The sequence below is a fragment of the Kordiimonas sp. genome (assembly GCF_048260245.1).
In the GTDB taxonomy this organism is placed as follows: domain Bacteria; phylum Pseudomonadota; class Alphaproteobacteria; order Sphingomonadales; family Kordiimonadaceae; genus Kordiimonas.
On the sequence record NZ_JBLXGZ010000020.1, the window covers coordinates 40,136 to 58,002 of the forward strand.

Annotated in this window: 11 protein-coding genes; 5 read left to right on the top strand and 6 right to left on the bottom strand. The window is 57.1% G+C overall.

What is annotated here, in order from left to right; genetic code table 11:
- Positions 1-18: 18 nt before the first annotated feature.
- Positions 19-1,452: an aminopeptidase 1 gene (locus ACN0VM_RS11375; RefSeq protein WP_417451005.1), complete on the top strand. Its 1,434-nt coding sequence runs from the start codon at positions 19-21 to the stop codon at positions 1,450-1,452.
- A gap of 110 nt (positions 1,453-1,562) precedes the next feature.
- Entirely contained in the window at positions 1,563-2,393 is an 831-nt protein-coding gene (locus tag ACN0VM_RS11380; RefSeq protein WP_417451006.1) for a flagellin, read from the top strand.
- Between the two features lie 86 nt (positions 2,394-2,479).
- On the opposite strand, the gene ACN0VM_RS11385 is transcribed toward ACN0VM_RS11380, so the two are convergent.
- The 5 genes from ACN0VM_RS11385 to ACN0VM_RS11405 form a co-directional block, all read right to left on the bottom strand.
- Positions 2,480-5,938: a VCBS domain-containing protein gene (locus ACN0VM_RS11385; protein WP_417451007.1), complete on the bottom strand. Its 3,459-nt coding sequence runs from the start codon at positions 5,936-5,938 to the stop codon at positions 2,480-2,482.
- 261 nt (positions 5,939-6,199) lie between these two features.
- Positions 6,200-7,120, bottom strand: coding sequence for a retroviral-like aspartic protease family protein (locus tag ACN0VM_RS11390; RefSeq protein WP_417451008.1), 921 nt, complete (start codon positions 7,118-7,120; stop codon positions 6,200-6,202).
- A gap of 4 nt (positions 7,121-7,124) precedes the next feature.
- Positions 7,125-9,215, bottom strand: a complete 2,091-nt coding sequence (gene rpoD / locus ACN0VM_RS11395; protein WP_417451009.1) for an RNA polymerase sigma factor RpoD — start codon at positions 9,213-9,215, stop codon at positions 7,125-7,127.
- 43 nt (positions 9,216-9,258) lie between these two features.
- On the bottom strand, positions 9,259-11,199 hold the full coding sequence (gene dnaG / locus ACN0VM_RS11400) for a DNA primase (protein ID WP_417451010.1): 1,941 nt from the start codon (positions 11,197-11,199) through the stop codon (positions 9,259-9,261).
- Positions 11,200-11,302: 103 nt separating this feature from the next.
- Entirely contained in the window at positions 11,303-12,247 is a 945-nt protein-coding gene (locus ACN0VM_RS11405) for a LysR substrate-binding domain-containing protein (protein ID WP_417451011.1), read from the bottom strand.
- Positions 12,248-12,349: 102 nt separating this feature from the next.
- Between ACN0VM_RS11405 and ACN0VM_RS11410 the strand changes: the two genes are divergently transcribed.
- A complete protein-coding gene (locus ACN0VM_RS11410) occupies positions 12,350-12,541 on the top strand; it encodes a hypothetical protein (RefSeq protein WP_417451012.1) in 192 nt (63 codons plus the stop codon).
- A gap of 128 nt (positions 12,542-12,669) precedes the next feature.
- Here ACN0VM_RS11410 and ACN0VM_RS11415 read toward each other — a convergent pair whose 3' ends face one another.
- Positions 12,670-13,125, bottom strand: coding sequence for a GatB/YqeY domain-containing protein (locus ACN0VM_RS11415; RefSeq protein WP_417451013.1), 456 nt, complete (start codon positions 13,123-13,125; stop codon positions 12,670-12,672).
- Between the two features lie 264 nt (positions 13,126-13,389).
- Here ACN0VM_RS11415 and carA point away from each other — a divergent pair, with 264 nt between their 5' ends.
- Complete coding sequence (gene carA, locus ACN0VM_RS11420; RefSeq protein WP_417451014.1) at positions 13,390-14,571, top strand: glutamine-hydrolyzing carbamoyl-phosphate synthase small subunit; 1,182 nt, start codon at positions 13,390-13,392, stop codon at positions 14,569-14,571.
- A gap of 17 nt (positions 14,572-14,588) precedes the next feature.
- A complete protein-coding gene (gene carB / locus ACN0VM_RS11425) occupies positions 14,589-17,840 on the top strand; it encodes a carbamoyl-phosphate synthase large subunit (protein WP_417451015.1) in 3,252 nt (1,083 codons plus the stop codon).
- The last annotated feature ends 27 nt before the right edge of the window (positions 17,841-17,867 follow it).

Consider the following 17,867-nt stretch of genomic DNA (forward strand, 5'->3'; position numbering starts at 1 on the left):
AGACAGGAGGCCCATCCCGTGACACTGAGAAAATCGCTCATCACAGCGCTACTGGTAGGTGCAACATCCATTACCCAGGCCGCGAATGCCGCGCCCTGCGCCCAAGGCACCTGCGACAGCGCTTGGAAAGATGCCGACAAAGGCAAGGTAGCGAACGCGATGGGACTGGCAAAGGATTACGCCCGGTTTCTTGACGGCGCCCGCACCGAGTTGATGACCGTGACATCGGCGATCAAGATGGCGCGCAGCATGGGCTTTAGCGAATGGCAGCAGGGTAACCGCATCACCTCTGGCAGCCGCTATTACATCCACAATCGGGACCGGGCACTCACACTCGTCATCGGTGGACGCGACGACATCGCCAAAGGTGTACGGCTGGTTGCCAGCCATATCGACAGCCCCCGGCTGGAATTGAAGGGTCGGCCGGTGGATAATGCCCAGGGTTTCGCGCTTTTCCAGACCAATTATCATGGCGGCATCAAAACCTATCAGTGGACTAACATCCCGCTGGCACTGGTCGGGCGTGTTGACCAGAAGGACGGCAAGATGATTGAGGTCTCAATCGGCCTCGACGCCGATGACCCCATTTTTATCATCCCGGACCTTTCGCCGCATACCGCGCGCGACCAAATGAAGAAAAACGCCCGCGAAGTTGTGGCCCATGAGGACCTTGACCCTATTGCCGCTTCTGGCCCACACGGCGAAACTGCGGTGGCCGATTGGGTTTTTGAGCATCTGAAGGAAACATACGGGATCGACGCGGCTGACCTTGTCTCGGCGGAACTGGCGCTGGTGCCTGCAACGCGCCCGCGTGACGTTGGCTTTGACCGCCGCCTGACAGCGGCTTATGGGCAGGATGACCGGTTGTCGGCCTTCGCCAGCCTGAAAGCCGCGGTTGAAATCAACACACCGCCACAAACCACGCTCATTCACCTCGCCGACAATGAGGAAAGCGGCAATGTGAATGTCACCGGGGCGTCGTCTACATTCCTGACCGACCTTATCGGTGAGCTTCTGTATGCTGAACTGGGCGACAACTACCGCCAGCCGCATCTGGCACGAGCACTCAGGGCATCCAAAGCGCTCTCCATCGATGTTAATCCGGGTGTGAACCCCATGAGCCCGGGTGCATGGGAGCTGACCAACGCACCGCGCCTTGGCTTCGGCGTCAACATCAAGCTTTATGGCCGCGGCTTTAATGCCAACAGCGAATTTACCGCCTGGACCCGCGCGGCGCTTGATGCACGCAAGGTGCCATGGCAGACATCAACCTATAAGGTAGGGCGAGCTGGCGGCGGCACCCTTGGATCGGAGCTGGCCCGCTATAATATCGACACCATCGACTTCGGCGTGCCGGTGCTGTCGATCCATACGCCCTATGCCGTTAGCGACAAGATGGACGTGCTTGCGCTCAAAGACGCCATTGCCGCCTTCATAAGCCACGACAAATAAGGTGCAATTTTAGCTAGCCCTTCAAAAAGCCCTGCGTTTCTGCCATAATGCCCTCTGGGTAGTTTATCACCCTTTGGTGGGGACCAAGGGGATTGTGAAATGGTGCTGAAATGGTTGATTCGATCAATACCAACGCTGGCAGTTTGCAGGGCGTTCGCTCATTGAATAAAACAAGCTCGCTTTTGCGCACGGACCAGAAGGAACTGGCAACCGGCAAAAAGGTGAACGATGTCAAAGATAACGCGGCCATACTCGCGGTTTCGCAACTGCTGGAGAGTGACCTTGCAGGCCTCGGCAGTGTAAAGAACTCGCTTGACCGTGCGCTGTCTACATCTGACGTGGCGCTCTCTGCCGGCCAAGGGGTCTCTGAGCTCTTGCTAGAGTTGAAGGAAAAAGCGGTAACGGCTGCTGACCCCGGCCTTGACGACGCCAGCAGACAAGCGCTCAACAATGAGTTCAGCGCGCTACGTGACCAGATCAGCGGCATTGTCGGCAGCGCCGAATTTAACGGCACCAATGCCGTCAAATCAGGCGGTGAGGATATTGTCGCCATCAGCGGAGCCGAAGGTGACGGCAGCCTGACAGTAGCTGCGCAAGACCTCTCTCTGGGCGGTGATAATGTCTCACTGACAGCCACGCAAGGCATTGGCACGCTGGCCGAAGCCCAAGCCGCGGTGAGCGCGATTGAAGACTCGCTCACCAATGTTTCAAGTGCACTTGCCGAAATTGGCGCAGGCTCAAACCGCCTGCAGCAAACCAAGGATTTCACCGAGGCGCTGTCGAACACCACCGAGGAAGGTATCGGCAACCTTGTTGATGCCAACCTCGCGTCAACAAACGCCAGCTTTGAGGCCAACAAGGTACGGCAGGCGCTTGGCATTCAAAGCCTGTCGATCGCCAACAAACAACCGGCCTCCATCCTCGGCCTGTTCGAAAGTTGAGCCGCACGCGACCGCTGCAGACAAAAGCTTGATAGCAAAAAGCCCGGCCATACAGCCGGGCTTTTTTCTCAAGCGGTACCGTCAGGTCAGAGCGTGACAGTCATATCTGCGAGGTGCGCTACATCAAGCCCGACAAGGAAAATACTTTGCCCGCCATCCAGCGTGATCAGCAGCCCAGTTTCACCGGCTACTGTCGCGTCACTAGCTGCGGCGCTTAGCGCACTGAGGTCAGCAAATTGCCAAGCGCTCAGGTCAAGGGCATCCTCATCCACATCAAAGTCGCTGATGGTGTCATTGCCTGATGTGGCGCCGAAGCGGAAAACGTCAGCCCCGGCACCGCCACTGAGGATGTCGTCCCCCGCGCCAGCCCACAGGGTATCATCCCCGGCGCCGCCATCAACGCTATCCGCACCCGCACCATTATAGATCAGGTCATCACCGGCATCACCCGACAGCGTATCATCACCCATGGCACCAAAAAGCGTATCCTTGCCGTCACCCGCATGGATCAGGTCATCACCCGCATTGCCGCCGATAACATCCGCCCCCGCAGCGCCCATCACCACGTCATTACCAGCACCGCTCCAGAGGAAACTGTCATCTGTGCCGCCGCTTTGCTCACCCACTTCAAAGATGCCGTCCCCGTCGTCCTTCCAGCCGCCGGCCAGCAGGGTATCGTCACCCTCTCCGCCCCGCAGGGTATCCTTGCCGCCATTGCCAACAAGCATATCTGCGGAGGACGTTCCGACAAGCATATCATTACCGGCACTACCGTAACCCTCATCGTCCACATCCAGCACTTTAATGCGCATGAGCGTGCTGCTGGCAAAACCTTCTTCATCGAGCGCCGTCACCCGGATCCGAACTTCCTGTTCGCTCTCATAATCCAGCGAGACACCGTCCTTCAGCCACAGCTGGTTGCCTTCAATATGGAAACGATCGTCATCAACCCGGTAACTGGTCACGCCGCCTTCCGCATCGTCGGATGACAAAGTCCCAACAAAAGCGCCGACCTTGTTTTCCGTAACTTCAGCGCTGCTGAGGTTGGGCGCGGTGGGTGCGTCATCGGCCCCACCGATGGTCAGAACGATATCCTGTTCGGTACCATCTGCGGACTGTACGGTTACGGTGTCACCCAGCGTATCGCCTGCGCCCAGGCTCTGGACATTTACATTGGCCACGTCAAGGTCATAGACCCAGTCCCCGTTGGCGGCGATCGTCAGGTCACCATAGGTGCCACCCACCGTCTCCGCCGTGAACTGGTTGGCGCTCTCCGGGTCCGTCACCGTCGCTGAACCACCAACACTGTCGGTATCTTCATTCAGGCTACCCGTCAGGTCGCCGCCGAAGGTGGCCGCGTCGTTGACACCGCTGACGGTGATCACAATGCTCTGCTCTGTGCCGTCGGCCGCTTCAACCGTCAGCGTGTCATCTACTGTATCACCAGCATCCAGCGCCTGAACATCCGTGTTGGCTTCGTCAAGGTCATAGACCCAGTCGCCGTTTGCCGCGATCGTCAGGTCACCAAAGGTGCCACCCACCGTCTCTGCGGTGAACTGGTTGGCGCTCTCCGGATCCGTTACCGTCGCTGAACCACTGATACTATCAGTATCTTCGTTCAGACTACCGGTCAGCGTACCGCCAAAGCTGGCTGCATCGTTGACACCGCTGACGGTGATCACAATGCTCTGCTCTGTACCGTCAGCAGATTCAACCGTCAGCGTGTCACCCAGCGTATCGCCGGCACCAAGTGCCTGAACGTCCGTGTTGGCCTCGTCAAGGTCATAGACCCAATCACCATTGGCAGCGATCGTCAGGTCACCATAGGTGCCGCCCACCGTCTCAGCGGTGAACTGGTTGGCGCTCTCAGGGTCCGTTACCGTCGCGGAACCACTGACACTGTCAGTATCTTCATTCAGTGCACCCGTCAGATTGCCGCCGAAGGTGGCGGCATCATTCGCACCATTGATGGTGATCGTGATGTCCTGCTCCGTGCCGTCAGCCGCTTCAATCGTCAGCGTGTCACCCAGCGTATCGCCGGCACCCAGCGCCTGCACGTCCGTGTTGGCTTCGTCAAGGTCATAGACCCAGTCGCCGTTGGCAGCGATCGTCAACTCACCGTAGGTGCCGCCCACCGTCTCAGCCGTAAACTGGTTGGCACTCTCAGGGTCCGTTACTGTCGCGGAACCACCGAGTGTATCCGTATCCTCATTCAGCGAACCCGTCAGGTCACCGCCAAAGCTCGCCGGATCATCAACGGCAATGGTATAGACCGATATGACAGGGAAAACATTATAGTTCGAATGGACAATCCGCCCATCCCAGTTGCCGGAAAAGAAATCCAGATCACCGTCGTTGTCGATATCCACGATTTCGGGCGACGACTGGTCACCTACGTCAATGCCATCGAAGGGATTATCTACTCCTGTCCGCCGGGTAAAGACAGGGCTGTCCTCATTACCCGTATTCTCATAATAAATAAGCTGGCCATTATCATGACCGACCACGAGATCCATATCACCATCATCGTCATAATCGACAGCGAAGGGATTGACATATGATTCGGAGCCAAAATTAATACTGCTGAGTGGGTTGTCCCCTCCCGTGCGTTCGGCGAACTCGGGACTGTCTGCGTTGCCGGTATTCTCAAAATACCGAACTGTGCCATGCCGGTAACCAACCAGTACGTCTTGGTCCCCGTCACCATCCATATCAAGAAATGTCGCGCGCAGTGCAAACGTAGAGCTGATCGCATCTAGCGGGTTATCGCTACCGGTCTGCTCCGTAAATTCAGGCGCATCGGCATTGCCGGTATTCTCAAAAAATTCAAGTTTACCCAGCCCTTGGCCAACAAACACATCGAGGTCGCCGTCGTTGTCTATGTCCACAAAGGCCGCATCGGAACCATATTGCACCAAAACGCTGTCCAACGGGTTATCTTCGCCGGTACGCCGGATGAATTCGGCATTGTCCACATCGCCAGTGTTTTCGTAATAACGAATGGACCCCACGTTATCACCGATGAAAGCGTCGAGATCGCCATCATTATCGACGTCGGCAAGGCTAATAGAACTGCGGGCACCAACGTCGAGACCATCGAACGGATTATGGACACCAGTGTAACTTACGAACTGGTCGACACGGGAATCATTGTCGCCCGCGTCCGTGACATTGATGCTCAATCCATGCAAGACAGTCGGAACATCCGATGTATTTTCATAGGTCAGCGCCTCGATCAGCGCCTCAACACCTGCATTGTCGGCGCTGGCATTCAGTGTAATGGTCAGACTTGCGCCCTCTCCGCCTGCCGCCGTCCCGATTATTATGCCTTCATAGGTAATGTTTGTACCATCAAACCCGATCTCACCGACACCTGTTCCCGCATTGTTGATGGAAACAATATCTTCCGCCAGCAAGCCAGAAACCACAACCGTGCCACCGTCGAAATCCTGCTCGTCATCCGCGAACGTCACGTTCGTATCTAATAATGTCGGGGATGCGTTCTCGGTGTAGGTCAGGCCATTCAGGCTGGAAAGGACAGGCATATTGGTCGCTCCAAAAATCACCAGGTTTAAAAATTCTGTTCTGGCTTGAAGCGTGCCGCAGGGAAAACACTTCGGAAACTTAGGTTTCCTTGTTCCCTTTCGGTATCATGTAGAATTGTAATTAGGCGCCCCAAACGCGGTTAACAGAAAGTTAATATGTTAATTTTTGAATAAAACCAACACTTAGCTAAAATGCCGTGGAAATTTTCAGCCTCGCCCACTTCAGGAAAGGGCGAAACCTGACCTCAGCCTTGCCTTCAGTCAGTTTTTTTGCTGGCCGAGATAAACCACCCTGTGCTCAAAATCGATCGCGACAGGCTGGCCAAACAGGATATCGGCGCCCAAGATCATAGCAGGCGCCCGCGCGGCCCCGTAGGTGGTGAACACCGGCAGGTTGGCCGACAGAATGTCAACATCCCGAAGCACCACACCGCCGACGTCCAGCCTGGGAACGTGCAGGCTTTCCGCCTGCATGCGCCCCGCTGCCGCTGACAGGGTTGCAGCGTTAAAATCAATATCGCCTGATGTGTCCTGCCTGAGCCGGTCAGCCGCACGCGGGTTGATAACCGTTGCAGCCGCACCGGTATCAATGATTGCAGGCATCACAAGCCCGGCCACCACAACGTCCACCGCAACCGAGCCGCGCCCCACTGCCCGCCCTGCGACAGCGTGCCAACGATAATCAGGGTCCGTATCGGGTTGAAATGCTGCCCTGCCTGACAAAAGGCGGACACGCCCACCGTCAACCACCAGAACATGGCCGCGCAGGAAATCGGCCCCCAGAATACCATACGGCGTCGCTGGCCCGCCGCCCGGGTCCGGCATGGCGACGGTTTCACCGACCGGCATCACCCTTCCAAGGGCCGTGACGGCTGTAATGCGGTATATCTGCATTTCCCGCCTGCCTGTCGCGGTAAAAACCGTGCTCGACCGTAAAGGGATCGCCGCCAGCCCCGCCTCGCTGACAAGCTTCCGGTACACCACTGTATGGCTCGCAGCGGTATCAAGCAGGAACGGGAAGCTGCCGTGACCATCAACCTGGGTGTCAACAAGGCGGCGACCATGATTGTCGGATATGGTTATATAGTCGCCTGCCCGCACGGCGGCGGTGCAAAGCACAGCCAAAACAAAAAGGGGCAGCCAGCGAAGGCTACCCCCATTTGATGTGCGTCTCGCCCCCATACCCTTAGGTATCGAGGAAGCTTCTGAGCTGCCGCGACCGGCTTGGGTGCTTGAGTTTCCTCAGCGCCTTGGCCTCGATCTGGCGGATACGTTCCCGCGTGACCGAGAATTGCTGGCCCACTTCCTCAAGCGTATGGTCGGTGTTCATGCCGATACCAAACCGCATCCTGAGCACGCGCTCCTCACGCGGGGTGAGGGATGCCAGTACGCGCGTGGTGGTTTCACGCAGGTTACTCTGGATCGCCGCATCCACCGGCAGGATGGCGTTTTTATCTTCGATGAAGTCACCAAGGTGGCTGTCTTCCTCGTCACCGATGGGTGTTTCAAGCGAGATTGGCTCTTTGGCGATCTTCATCACCTTGCGCACTTTTTCAAGCGGCATCGAAAGACGTTCCGCCAGTTCTTCCGGCGTCGCCTCGCGGCCAATTTCGTGCAGCATCTGGCGACCCGTGCGTACCAGCTTGTTGATCGTCTCGATCATGTGCACCGGAATACGAATTGTGCGCGCCTGATCGGCGATCGAGCGGGTTATTGCCTGCCTGATCCACCATGTGGCGTAGGTCGAGAATTTATAGCCACGGCGATATTCGAACTTGTCCACCGCCTTCATCAGGCCGATGTTACCTTCCTGAATGAGATCGAGGAACTGCAAGCCACGGTTAGTATATTTTTTCGCAATCGAAATCACGAGGCGGAGGTTGGCCTCCACCATTTCTTTCTTGGCGATACGGGCTTCTTTTTCACCCTTTTGCACCGTGCGTACGATACGGCGGAATTCAGCCACATGCAGGCCAGTGCGGCCAACAACTTCGCTAACCTGATCGCGGATATTGTTAATGGCAACAGCTTCGCCAGCAACAAACGATGCCCAGCCTTTGCCTTTGAGTTTACCAACCCGTTCGGCCCAGTCTTCCTCAAGCTCGTTACCCTGATATTCCTCAAGGAAAGCAACACGGCTGACCTTGTGGCTTTCTGCAAGACGCAGCAAGCGGCCAGACAAGCTCATCAGGCGCTTATTCAGGCCGTAAAGCTCGTCTACCAGCTCTTCAATACGCATATTGTTGAACTTGACTGAGCTCACGAGCGCGATCAATTCCTCACGCAGGTTCTTGAAGCGGCGCTCCTGCGGTGTCGACAGCGTATCGTTGGATACCGCCGCCGCGAGACGCGCGTCCTGCAGCTTGGCATATTTTTTATAGGTGCCGGTGATGAGCTGGAATTTCTCGATGGTTTCCGGCTTGAGGTGCGCCTCCATGGCGGAAAGCGACATGGCCGCTTCCTCGTCATCATCGTCATCGTCATCGTCGCGACTTTTGGCTTCACCGTCGCCTTCGCCGCCTTCCTCGTCATCTTCGTCAGACGTCGAGCGCACGGCAGCTTTCTCCTCCTGCGTGCTGTCTTCGGCTTTGGCAGGCTCCTTGCCTTCCGCATCGGTAGCGGACTCGCCTTCCTTGCCTTCCTTGCCTTCCTTCAGCACATCGCCGCCATCTTCGTCCTCAAGGTCAGCACTGTTGGGCTCTTTGCCCAAAGTGGCTTCAAGGTCGATGATATCACGCAGCAGCATCTCTTCGTTCTCGAGACGCTCGGCCCATTCGATAATGGCACGGAAGGTGAGCGGGCTCATGCATAGCCCCTCGATCATCGTGGCGCGGCCGGCCTCAATACGCTTCGCGATGGCGATCTCGCCCTCACGTGACAGAAGTTCTACCGAGCCCATCTCGCGCAGATACATGCGCACAGGGTCGTCGGTGCGGTCGCCCGCTTCCTTCTTGTCAGCGGGTTTGAACTCTTCCTGTTCTTCCTCGTCATCATCTTTTTTCGATTCGGCTTCCCCTTCCTGTTCGTCAGGGTCGTCGCCGTCGATCACGTTGATGCCCATTTCGGACAGCATCGTCATGATGTCTTCGATTTTCTCAGATGACATTTCCTCGGTCGGAAGGGCGTTATTGAGCTCATCATAGGAGATGTAGCCTCGCTCCTTCGCCTTGGCGATCATCTTTTTGACAGCAGCTTCCGCAGAATCGACGATCGGGCCAGAGGTAGTTTCTTCCCCGCCGGTGTCCTTGTCGTCGTCCTGATTCGCATCTTTTGCCATGTATTTTCTCTCCAGATCTGCGCGAATCGCAGTCTATACCATATTAATTGAAAGAAAACCGTCCTGATTCGAGGCGGTAGCCATCTTTGTCGGCTTCTTTTTCTTCCAGTGCGCGGTAGGCCTCTTGTGCTGCCACAAACCGCGCGTGATTTTCGTCTGTCATATCCGCCGCATAATCGGCTTCCGCCTGCACATATTCAGCGTGTGCCGCTGTAATATGCTGGAATCGCGAGACAATATGCTCAAAACCCGTCAGCGCATCAGAAAGCGCCGCATCGTCCCACGCAAACCAGTCGTCGCGCAATCCGCGCTCATGCATCAATTTCTCAAGAACCACCATTTCGGGTCTGCCTTCCAAATGGGTAATGACAGCCTCATGGTCAAGTCTTTCCGCGAGCGCGGCCTTCTCTAATAGCGCATTGCGTATGCCGTCAAGCCCCGGATAGGTGAACTCAAGCCGTGCGACCTCTTCCTCATGTTTGATCATGATCTCCGGATGATGCACCAGAGTGAGGATAATCACCTTCTCGATCCGGTCGGTCACCGGCCCGCTGCCACGCCCGCGCCCGATAGAGGTTTGGCCCAGAAGACCGGTCGCCATTGGCTCGCGCGGACGATAGCCGCCCTTGCTGCGCCCTCCCTGATACCCGCCACTTTGAAAGCCGCCATTTTGCCCGCCCCGGCCCTGACTGCGCTGGCCACCGGATTTACGTACCGGCTTGAACAGTTCCCACAGGCGGCTACGGAATTCGCTTTGGTACAGTTTTTTGATATTTTCGTCTTCAATCTCCGACAGTGCACCGAAGATTTTTTTCTCCAGCCCCGCGCGGCGCTCCGGCGTATCCGACGCCACGGCGGTCGTCAGATTGGTCCACAATACATTCACAAGGGGGCTCGCGCTGTCGATCAACCGTTCAATCGCCTGACGGCCCTCTTTCTGCACAAGGCTGTCCGGGTCTTCGCCGTCCGGCATGATGATAAACCTGAGCGACTTGCCTGCTTTGAGCATCGGTAACGCGCGCTCGACCGCACGGCCTGCCGCCCGAATGCCCGCGTTGTCACCATCAAATGACAGGATCGGCTCATCGGCCATTTGCCACAGGTGGGAAATCTGCTCTTCCGTCAGCGCGGTACCAAGGGGTGCGACAGCATAATCAATACCCGCCTGCGCCAGCGCGATCACATCCATATAGCCTTCAACCACCATGACCTGCCCCGCGTCATAGGAAGCGGCCCGCGCGTTGGCCCAATTATACAGCGTGGCGCCCTTGTGGAAGATCGTGGTTTCAGGGCTGTTGAGATATTTGGCTTTGGCATCTTTACTGAGCGCCCGCCCGCCGAACGCAATCACCCGCCCCTGCCGGTCAGTGATCGGGAACATCAGCCTGTCGCGGAAGCGGTCGTAGGATGCGCCGCCGCCCTCGGGCTTGATCAGCATGCCGGTCTCGATAAGTTGATCTTCGCCGATGTCACGCGCGATCATCGCGTCCTTGAGCGCGGTGCGGTTTGCCGGCGCATAGCCCATCTGGAACCGGGTGAGTGTCTCGTCTGTCAGGCCCCGCCCTTTGATATAGTCGTATGCCGCGCGGCCAATCTGGCCCTTGAGCTGCGCCATATACCATTTGGCTACCGTGTCCATCACCTCGGCCAGGGTTGAGCGTTTCTTGTCACGCTCCACCTGCTCGCGGCTTGGCTTGGGCACATCCATGCCCGCTTCGCCCGCCAGCACTTCCACCGCTTCCATGAACTCCATGCCCTGGGTGTTCATGACAAAGTCGATCACGCTGCCATGGGCACCGCAGCCGAAACAGTGGTAAAAACCCTTCTGGTCATTCACAGTGAAAGACGGTGACTTTTCATTGTGGAACGGACACAGGCCGGAATGCTCACGCCCGCGATGCACAAGCTTCACCTGCCGCCCAACCACGTCAGAGAGCGTGAAGCGGTGCTTCAGTTCATCAAGAAATTGCGGGCTAAGCGCCATCGATTACCCAACCAGAACAATATTTCGGCAAACCATGCTTTTAGCGCATGGTCACTTTAGATAATAGCGTGAATTCCCATACAGCCTGGAAGGCGCAAAAAATCTAGCCCTCTCCCACTTTCAAAGCGCCAAGCCTTGTTTCCATGTCGGCCATCTCGTCGCGAATCCAAGACGCGAACATGGCCACTGCCTCCGGCGCGGGCTTCTGCGCCGGAACAAGATAGAAACACTGGTTGCCCGACAGCGGCACACCACGCACACATTTAAGCCGCCCGTCCGCGAGAGCTTCCGACGCATTTGTCAGCGGCGCAATGCCAATGCCCGCGCCGACAAGCGCAGCCTGAATCAGCAAGCCGGAATGGCTGTAATTGCGACTGATGACGGGCTCCGCCCCCTTGAGGCCGTTCACATCAAACCAACGCCGCCAATGATTACTTTCCTCACTGCCGGGCAGCGGATAGTCCTTCACGTCATAGCCCAGCAATGGGTAGCTCCTGACATCTTCAATCGTCAGGTCCTTGCCCGGCGCGAGTTGCGGTGCATAAACCGGCAGATACTCCTCATCCCGGATGGATTGCGCGCCCTCCGGCAGATAGCCGATGCGGCCACCACGGACAGCAAGGTCATAGCCTTCTGCCGCCAGATCAATCACCCGGTCATCAGCATTGAGCCGCACGTCAACTTCCGGATGCCTGAGGTTAAAACGCGCCAGCCGCGGGATAAGCCAGTGCATGGCAAAAGAGTGATAGGCGGTCAAGCGAATGACATTGGGCTCATGCTTGCGGCTGATCTCACTCACCGAGGCATCAATGCCCTCAAGGGCGCGGGCAACAGCGCGCGCCAGCACACGGCCGGCGCCTGTCAGCTCAATAGCGCGCGGGCGCCGAGAGAAAAGCGTCACCCCAACCTGCTCCTCCAGCCCTTTCACCTGCTGGCTAACAGCTGACTGCGTGCGCCCAAGTTCCCGGGCGGCAAGTGTCAAACTGCCATGCCTCGCGGCCGCGTCAAAAGCTAGAAGACCGGAGAGGGATTGCAAACGATAGCGCATAGACTTGCCTTAATAAAACTAAGCCTCAGACTTAAAAGTATGAATTTGTGTTCATGCTAAGATCAGCGATATCAATGATAACAGCCACACAGGAGGATAACAATGGGCAAGAAATACAAAGCCAAACACAGTGATGTCGGTTTCTGGAGCAAACTTGCCGCGCTATGGGCACCGCAGGACGAGATCATACTTCACACCACGCGCAGCCTGCAAAAAGTGCATGATAAAAAAGAGGACAAGAAGCGCCGGAAAGGTGCGCCTACAAGCGAGCTCACCACCCTTGCCGGGCGATAGACCGGTGAACCAGTCGACAGAGAGACACCGTGATTAATGCCACCCCACTGATCGCGGCATGCCGCATAAAAAACACCGGACACGAACAAGCCGTGCCGGTGTTTTTTTTCTAAAAATCCGCTGTGCTACTAGTTCAGCAGCTTTTTGATCATACCGCTTGCCTTGGCGAAATCCATCTGGCCCGCGTAGCGTTCCTTGAGCACCGCCATACAGCGGCCGATATCCTTGAGGCCCGAAGCACCGATTTCCGCCACCACTTCGCGGCAGGCCGAGGTGATCTCGGCGTCCGTCAACTGCTTGGGCAGAAACTCCTGAATGGTGCCGATCTCGTCGCGTTCACGCTCGGCCAGTTCACAGCGTCCGGCTTCTTCATAGGCCTTGATGCTGTCATTGCGCTGCTTGACCATCTTCGACAGGATGTCGGTGATCACGGCATCATCGTCGCGGTCATCCGCATTGGCGGTCCTGAGTTCGATGTCTTTTTCTTTAATCGCCGCAAGAATAAGGCGGATTGTCGACAGCTTGCGCGCTTCTTTCGCCCGCATTGCAGCTTTCATCGCCTGATTGAGTTCGTCCCGTAACATTGCCCTGTCACCTTAATTCCACGAAAAGGAAGGCGAGATCATACCTGAAGCCAGCATCTGAAGCAAACAAGAAGGGTCCTTTTAACCCATTGATTTTATTAGATATTTTTATAAAATCTTTACTTGACCAGCCAGAGGCTTACGCTTATTGTCCCGTCAATTTGGCTGCAGCCAAGCAACCGCTTAACGCGGGCGGTTTCTGCAGCTAATCCCTTGATTATCAAGGGATATGTGTGACCCGAGAGGCAGGAGGAAAACGCCCCCATGACCGAATCCACACTACCCACTAAACCACCGGCAGACGATATCACTGCTGTTCTTGTGCTCGGTGACGGCACTGTTTTCTGGGGATATGGTTTTGGTAGAGAGGGCGACGCTGTTGGCGAAGTCTGTTTCAATACCTCCATGACCGGCTATCAGGAAATTCTGACCGACCCGTCCTACGCGGGCCAGATCATCACCTTCACCTTCCCGCATATAGGTAATGTCGGCACCAATCATGAGGACATGGAACGTGATGTCGCGGCCTCACGCGGGCTTGTGGTGCGCGAAAATGTAACCGACCCGGCCAACTTCCGCTCGGAAGGGCATTTACACGACTGGGCAGAAAGCGTTGGCCTCGTTGGCATTTCGGGCATCGATACGCGCAAGCTGACACGCCTTATCCGCGCCAAGGGTGCACCCTCAGGTGTGGTTGCCTATAATAAAGCCGGTGCGTTCGACCTGCCCGCGCTCATGAAAAAAGCGCAAGACTGGCCGGGACTGAAAGGCATGGATCTCGCCAAAGAGGTGTCGGCAACAGAAAACCGCGACTGGGACGGCACCCGATGGACAGTCAAGGACGGTTACGGCACGCTCAAGGACGCCAAGGCCCATGTGGTGGCGGTTGATTATGGCGCCAAGGATAATATTCTGCGCTGCCTCGCCGAGACCGGCGCACGGGTGACCGTGGTGCCCGCCACCGCCAGCTTTGACGACATCATGAAGCTGAACCCGGACGGCATCTTTCTTGCCAACGGCCCGGGTGACCCGGCGGCCACCGGGGAATATGCCCTGCCTGTCGTTAAAAAGCTGATCGACACCGGCCTGCCGATCTTTGGTATCTGCCTTGGCCACCAGCTTCTGGCCCTTGCCTTCGGCGGCAAGACCTACAAGATGCACCAGGGCCACCGCGGCGCCAACCATCCGGTGCAGGACCTACGTAGCGGCAAGGTGGAAATCACCAGCATGAACCACGGCTTCAGCGTGGACGGCGACAGCCTGCCCGAGAATGTCAAAATCAGCCATATCTCGCTGTTCGACAAAACCGTGTGCGGCATTGAATGCACCGACAAGCCGATTTTCTCGGTGCAGCAGCACCCCGAAGCCAGCCCCGGACCGCAGGACAGCTTCTATCTGTTCCAGGAGTTCATGGACATGATCCAAAAACATAAAACCGCAGCCTAAGACATAAGGGACCACCAATGCCCAAAAGAACCGACATCAAAAGCATTCTGATCATCGGCGCCGGTCCCATTGTGATCGGTCAGGCGTGTGAGTTCGATTATTCGGGCACGCAGGCATGTAAGGCGCTTCGGGAAGAGGGGTACCGGGTTATCCTCGTGAACTCCAACCCCGCGACCATCATGACCGACCCCGAGCTTGCAGACGCCACCTATGTGGAACCCATCACGCCCGAGGTTGTCGCCAAGATTATCGAGAAAGAGCGCCCTGACGCTGTGCTGCCCACCATGGGCGGCCAGACAGGCCTCAATACCGCACTGGCGCTGTCACAGGACGGCACGCTGGAGAAATACGGTGTGCAGCTTATCGGCGCCTCTGAAGATGCGATCGACAAGGCAGAAGACCGCCGTCGCTTCAATGCAGCCATGGAAAAAATCGGCCTAGAGGTCTGCCGGGGTAAAACCGCGCACTCGGTCGAGGAAGCGCTGGAAATCCTTGAGTGGATCGGCCTGCCTGCCATTATCCGCCCCTCGTTCACCATGGGTGGCACCGGCGGCGGCGTGGCTTACAACAAGGAAGAGTTCCTTGAAATCGTCGCCTCGGGCATTGATGCTTCCCCCACCAACGAAGTGCTGGTTGAGGAAAGCATCCTCGGCTGGAAAGAATATGAGATGGAGGTGGTGCGCGACAAAAACGACAACTGCATCATCATCTGCTCAATCGAAAACGTCGACCCCATGGGCGTGCACACCGGTGACAGCATCACCGTGGCCCCTGCCCTGACGCTCACAGACAAAGAATACCAGATGATGCGCAATGCCTCAGTGGCGGTACTGCGCGAGATTGGCGTGGAAACCGGCGGCTCGAACGTGCAGTTCGCGGTGGACCCGAAAAGCGGCCGCCTGATCGTCATCGAGATGAACCCGCGTGTCAGCCGCTCGTCCGCGCTGGCCTCCAAGGCAACGGGGTTCCCGATCGCCAAGGTCGCCGCCAAGCTGGCGGTTGGTTACACACTGGATGAGCTCGACAACGACATCACCGGCGTCACGCCTGCGTCGTTTGAGCCGACGATCGACTATGTGGTTACCAAGGTGCCACGCTTCACCTTCGAGAAATTTGCCGGTAGCCAGGAAGTGCTGAGCACGTCGATGAAATCGGTGGGTGAGGCCATGGCCGTGGGTCGGAACTTCTCGGAGAGCCTGCAAAAAGCCATGCGCTCGATGGAGACCGGGCTAACCGGGCTGAATGAGGTCGAGTTTGACGGTTATGAGCCCGGCTCAGGCGACCTGAAACCGATCAAACGTGACCTTGGCGTCGCCAAGCCGGATCGTATTCTGCGCATCACACAGGCGATCCGTGAGGGCATGAGCCTTGAGAACATCAACGCCATCACACACTATGAGCCGTGGTTCCTGCGCCAGCTCAAGGGCATTGTGGACGCCGAGAAGACGGTCGCCGACGGCGGCATTCCAAAAGACGAGCGCGCGCTGAGGAAGCTCAAGATGCTTGGATTCTCAGACGCCCGCCTTGGCCAGCTGGCCGGTGTGCCGGAAGCAGAGGTCTTCAAGGCGCGCCATGACATGGGTGTGCGCCCGACCTACAAGCGGATCGACACCTGCGCCGCCGAGTTTGACGCCCGCACACCATACATGTACTCGGCTTACGAGACATTTGCAGCAGGCGAAGTAGCGGAATGCGAAGCCAACCCGACCGACCGTGAAAAAGTCATCATCCTTGGAGGTGGTCCCAACCGCATCGGCCAAGGTATCGAGTTCGACTATTGCTGCTGTCATGCCTGTTTTTCGCTCTCGGACGCAGGCTATGAAACGATCATGGTCAACTGCAACCCTGAGACGGTCTCCACCGACTATGACACGTCGGACCGACTGTATTTTGAGCCGCTGACCGCCGAAGATGTGATCGAGATCATCCGCAAGGAGCAGGAAAACGGCACTGTCAAAGGGGTGATCGTGCAGTTTGGCGGACAGACCCCGCTCAAGCTCGCCAGCGCGCTTGAGGCTGCGGGCATCCCGATTTTGGGCACCAGCCCGGACGCCATCGACCTTGCCGAAGACCGTGAACGGTTCCAGGACCTCGTTGAACGCCTTGGCCTCAAGCAGCCGCAAAACGGCCTTGCCCGCAGCCATGCCGAAGCTATCGAGGTTGCCAACCGCATTGGCTATCCTGTGCTGTTGCGCCCAAGTTATGTGCTGGGCGGCCGCGCGATGGAAATTGTGCATGACCAGGAAGGGCTTGACCGCTACATCAACGAAGCGGTGCAGGTCTCGGGCGACAGCCCCGTGCTGGTGGACGCCTTCCTGCGAGACGCCATTGAAGTAGATGTGGACGCGTTATCCGACGGCACCAACATCCATATCGCCGGCATCATGGAACATATCGAGGAAGCCGGTATCCATTCAGGCGACAGCGCGTGCAGCCTGCCGCCCTACAGCCTGCCTGTCGGTATCGTGAACGAAATCAAACGTCAGGCAAAACAACTGGCCAAGGCCCTGAACGTTGTGGGCCTTATGAACGTGCAGTTCGCGGTGAAAGACCGCGAGGTTTACCTGATTGAGGTCAACCCGCGCGCCAGCCGCACGGTGCCGTTTGTCGCCAAGGCCGTGGGTTACCCGGTTGCGGCGATTGCCGCACAGGTCATGGCGGGCGCCAAGCTGACAGATTTTGTGCTCAAGGACCCGATTACCGACCATGTGGCGGTAAAAGAAGTGGTGATCCCGTGGGCACGCTTTCCGGGCGTTGACGTGCTTCTCGGCCCTGAGATGAAATCAACCGGTGAAGTGATGGGCATCGACCAGACCTTCGCCATGGCCTTCTACAAGTCCCAGCTTGCGGCCGGCGTAAAACTGCCGACCGAAGGACAGGTGTTTGTTTCCGTGCGCGACAACGACAAATATGCGCTGGTACCACTGGTAAAGGACCTTCTGGACATGGGCTATGACGTTATCGCCACCGGTGGCACAGCGGATTACCTCAAGGCCAACGACCTTGAAGTGAAGCGCGTGTTCAAGGTAACGGACGGCCAGCGCCCCCACGTGCTGGATGTGATGAAAAACGGCGAAGTACAGCTGATGTTCAACACCACCGAAGGCAAACAGGCGATCAAGGACAGCTATGCGCTGCGGAATACCGCGCTTTTGATGAAGCTGCCCTACTTTACCACCATGGCCGCTGCCGCTGCAGCCGTGCAGGCGCTGAAAGCACTGCGCGAGAAGACGCTGGACGTCAAACGCCTGCAGGACTTTGCTGCCTGAATAATATAGTAGCAGAGATGCAAAAAG

What these genes read in the sequence shown, in the direction of transcription:
- ACN0VM_RS11380 (WP_417451006.1), top strand. Translation starts at nt 1,563, where the DNA reads ATGGTTGATTCGATCAATACCAACGCTGGCAGTTTGCAGGGCGTTCGC.
- ACN0VM_RS11385 (WP_417451007.1), bottom strand. Translation starts at nt 5,938, where the DNA reads ATGCCTGTCCTTTCCAGCCTGAATGGCCTGACCTACACCGAGAACGCA.
- ACN0VM_RS11390 (WP_417451008.1), bottom strand. Translation starts at nt 7,120, where the DNA reads ATGGGGGCGAGACGCACATCAAATGGGGGTAGCCTTCGCTGGCTGCCC.
- rpoD (WP_417451009.1), bottom strand. Translation starts at nt 9,215, where the DNA reads ATGGCAAAAGATGCGAATCAGGACGACGACAAGGACACCGGCGGGGAA.
- dnaG (WP_417451010.1), bottom strand. Translation starts at nt 11,199, where the DNA reads ATGGCGCTTAGCCCGCAATTTCTTGATGAACTGAAGCACCGCTTCACG.
- ACN0VM_RS11405 (WP_417451011.1), bottom strand. Translation starts at nt 12,247, where the DNA reads ATGCGCTATCGTTTGCAATCCCTCTCCGGTCTTCTAGCTTTTGACGCG.
- ACN0VM_RS11410 (WP_417451012.1), top strand. Translation starts at nt 12,350, where the DNA reads ATGGGCAAGAAATACAAAGCCAAACACAGTGATGTCGGTTTCTGGAGC.
- ACN0VM_RS11415 (WP_417451013.1), bottom strand. Translation starts at nt 13,125, where the DNA reads ATGTTACGGGACGAACTCAATCAGGCGATGAAAGCTGCAATGCGGGCG.
- carA (WP_417451014.1), top strand. Translation starts at nt 13,390, where the DNA reads ATGACCGAATCCACACTACCCACTAAACCACCGGCAGACGATATCACT.
- carB (WP_417451015.1), top strand. Translation starts at nt 14,589, where the DNA reads ATGCCCAAAAGAACCGACATCAAAAGCATTCTGATCATCGGCGCCGGT.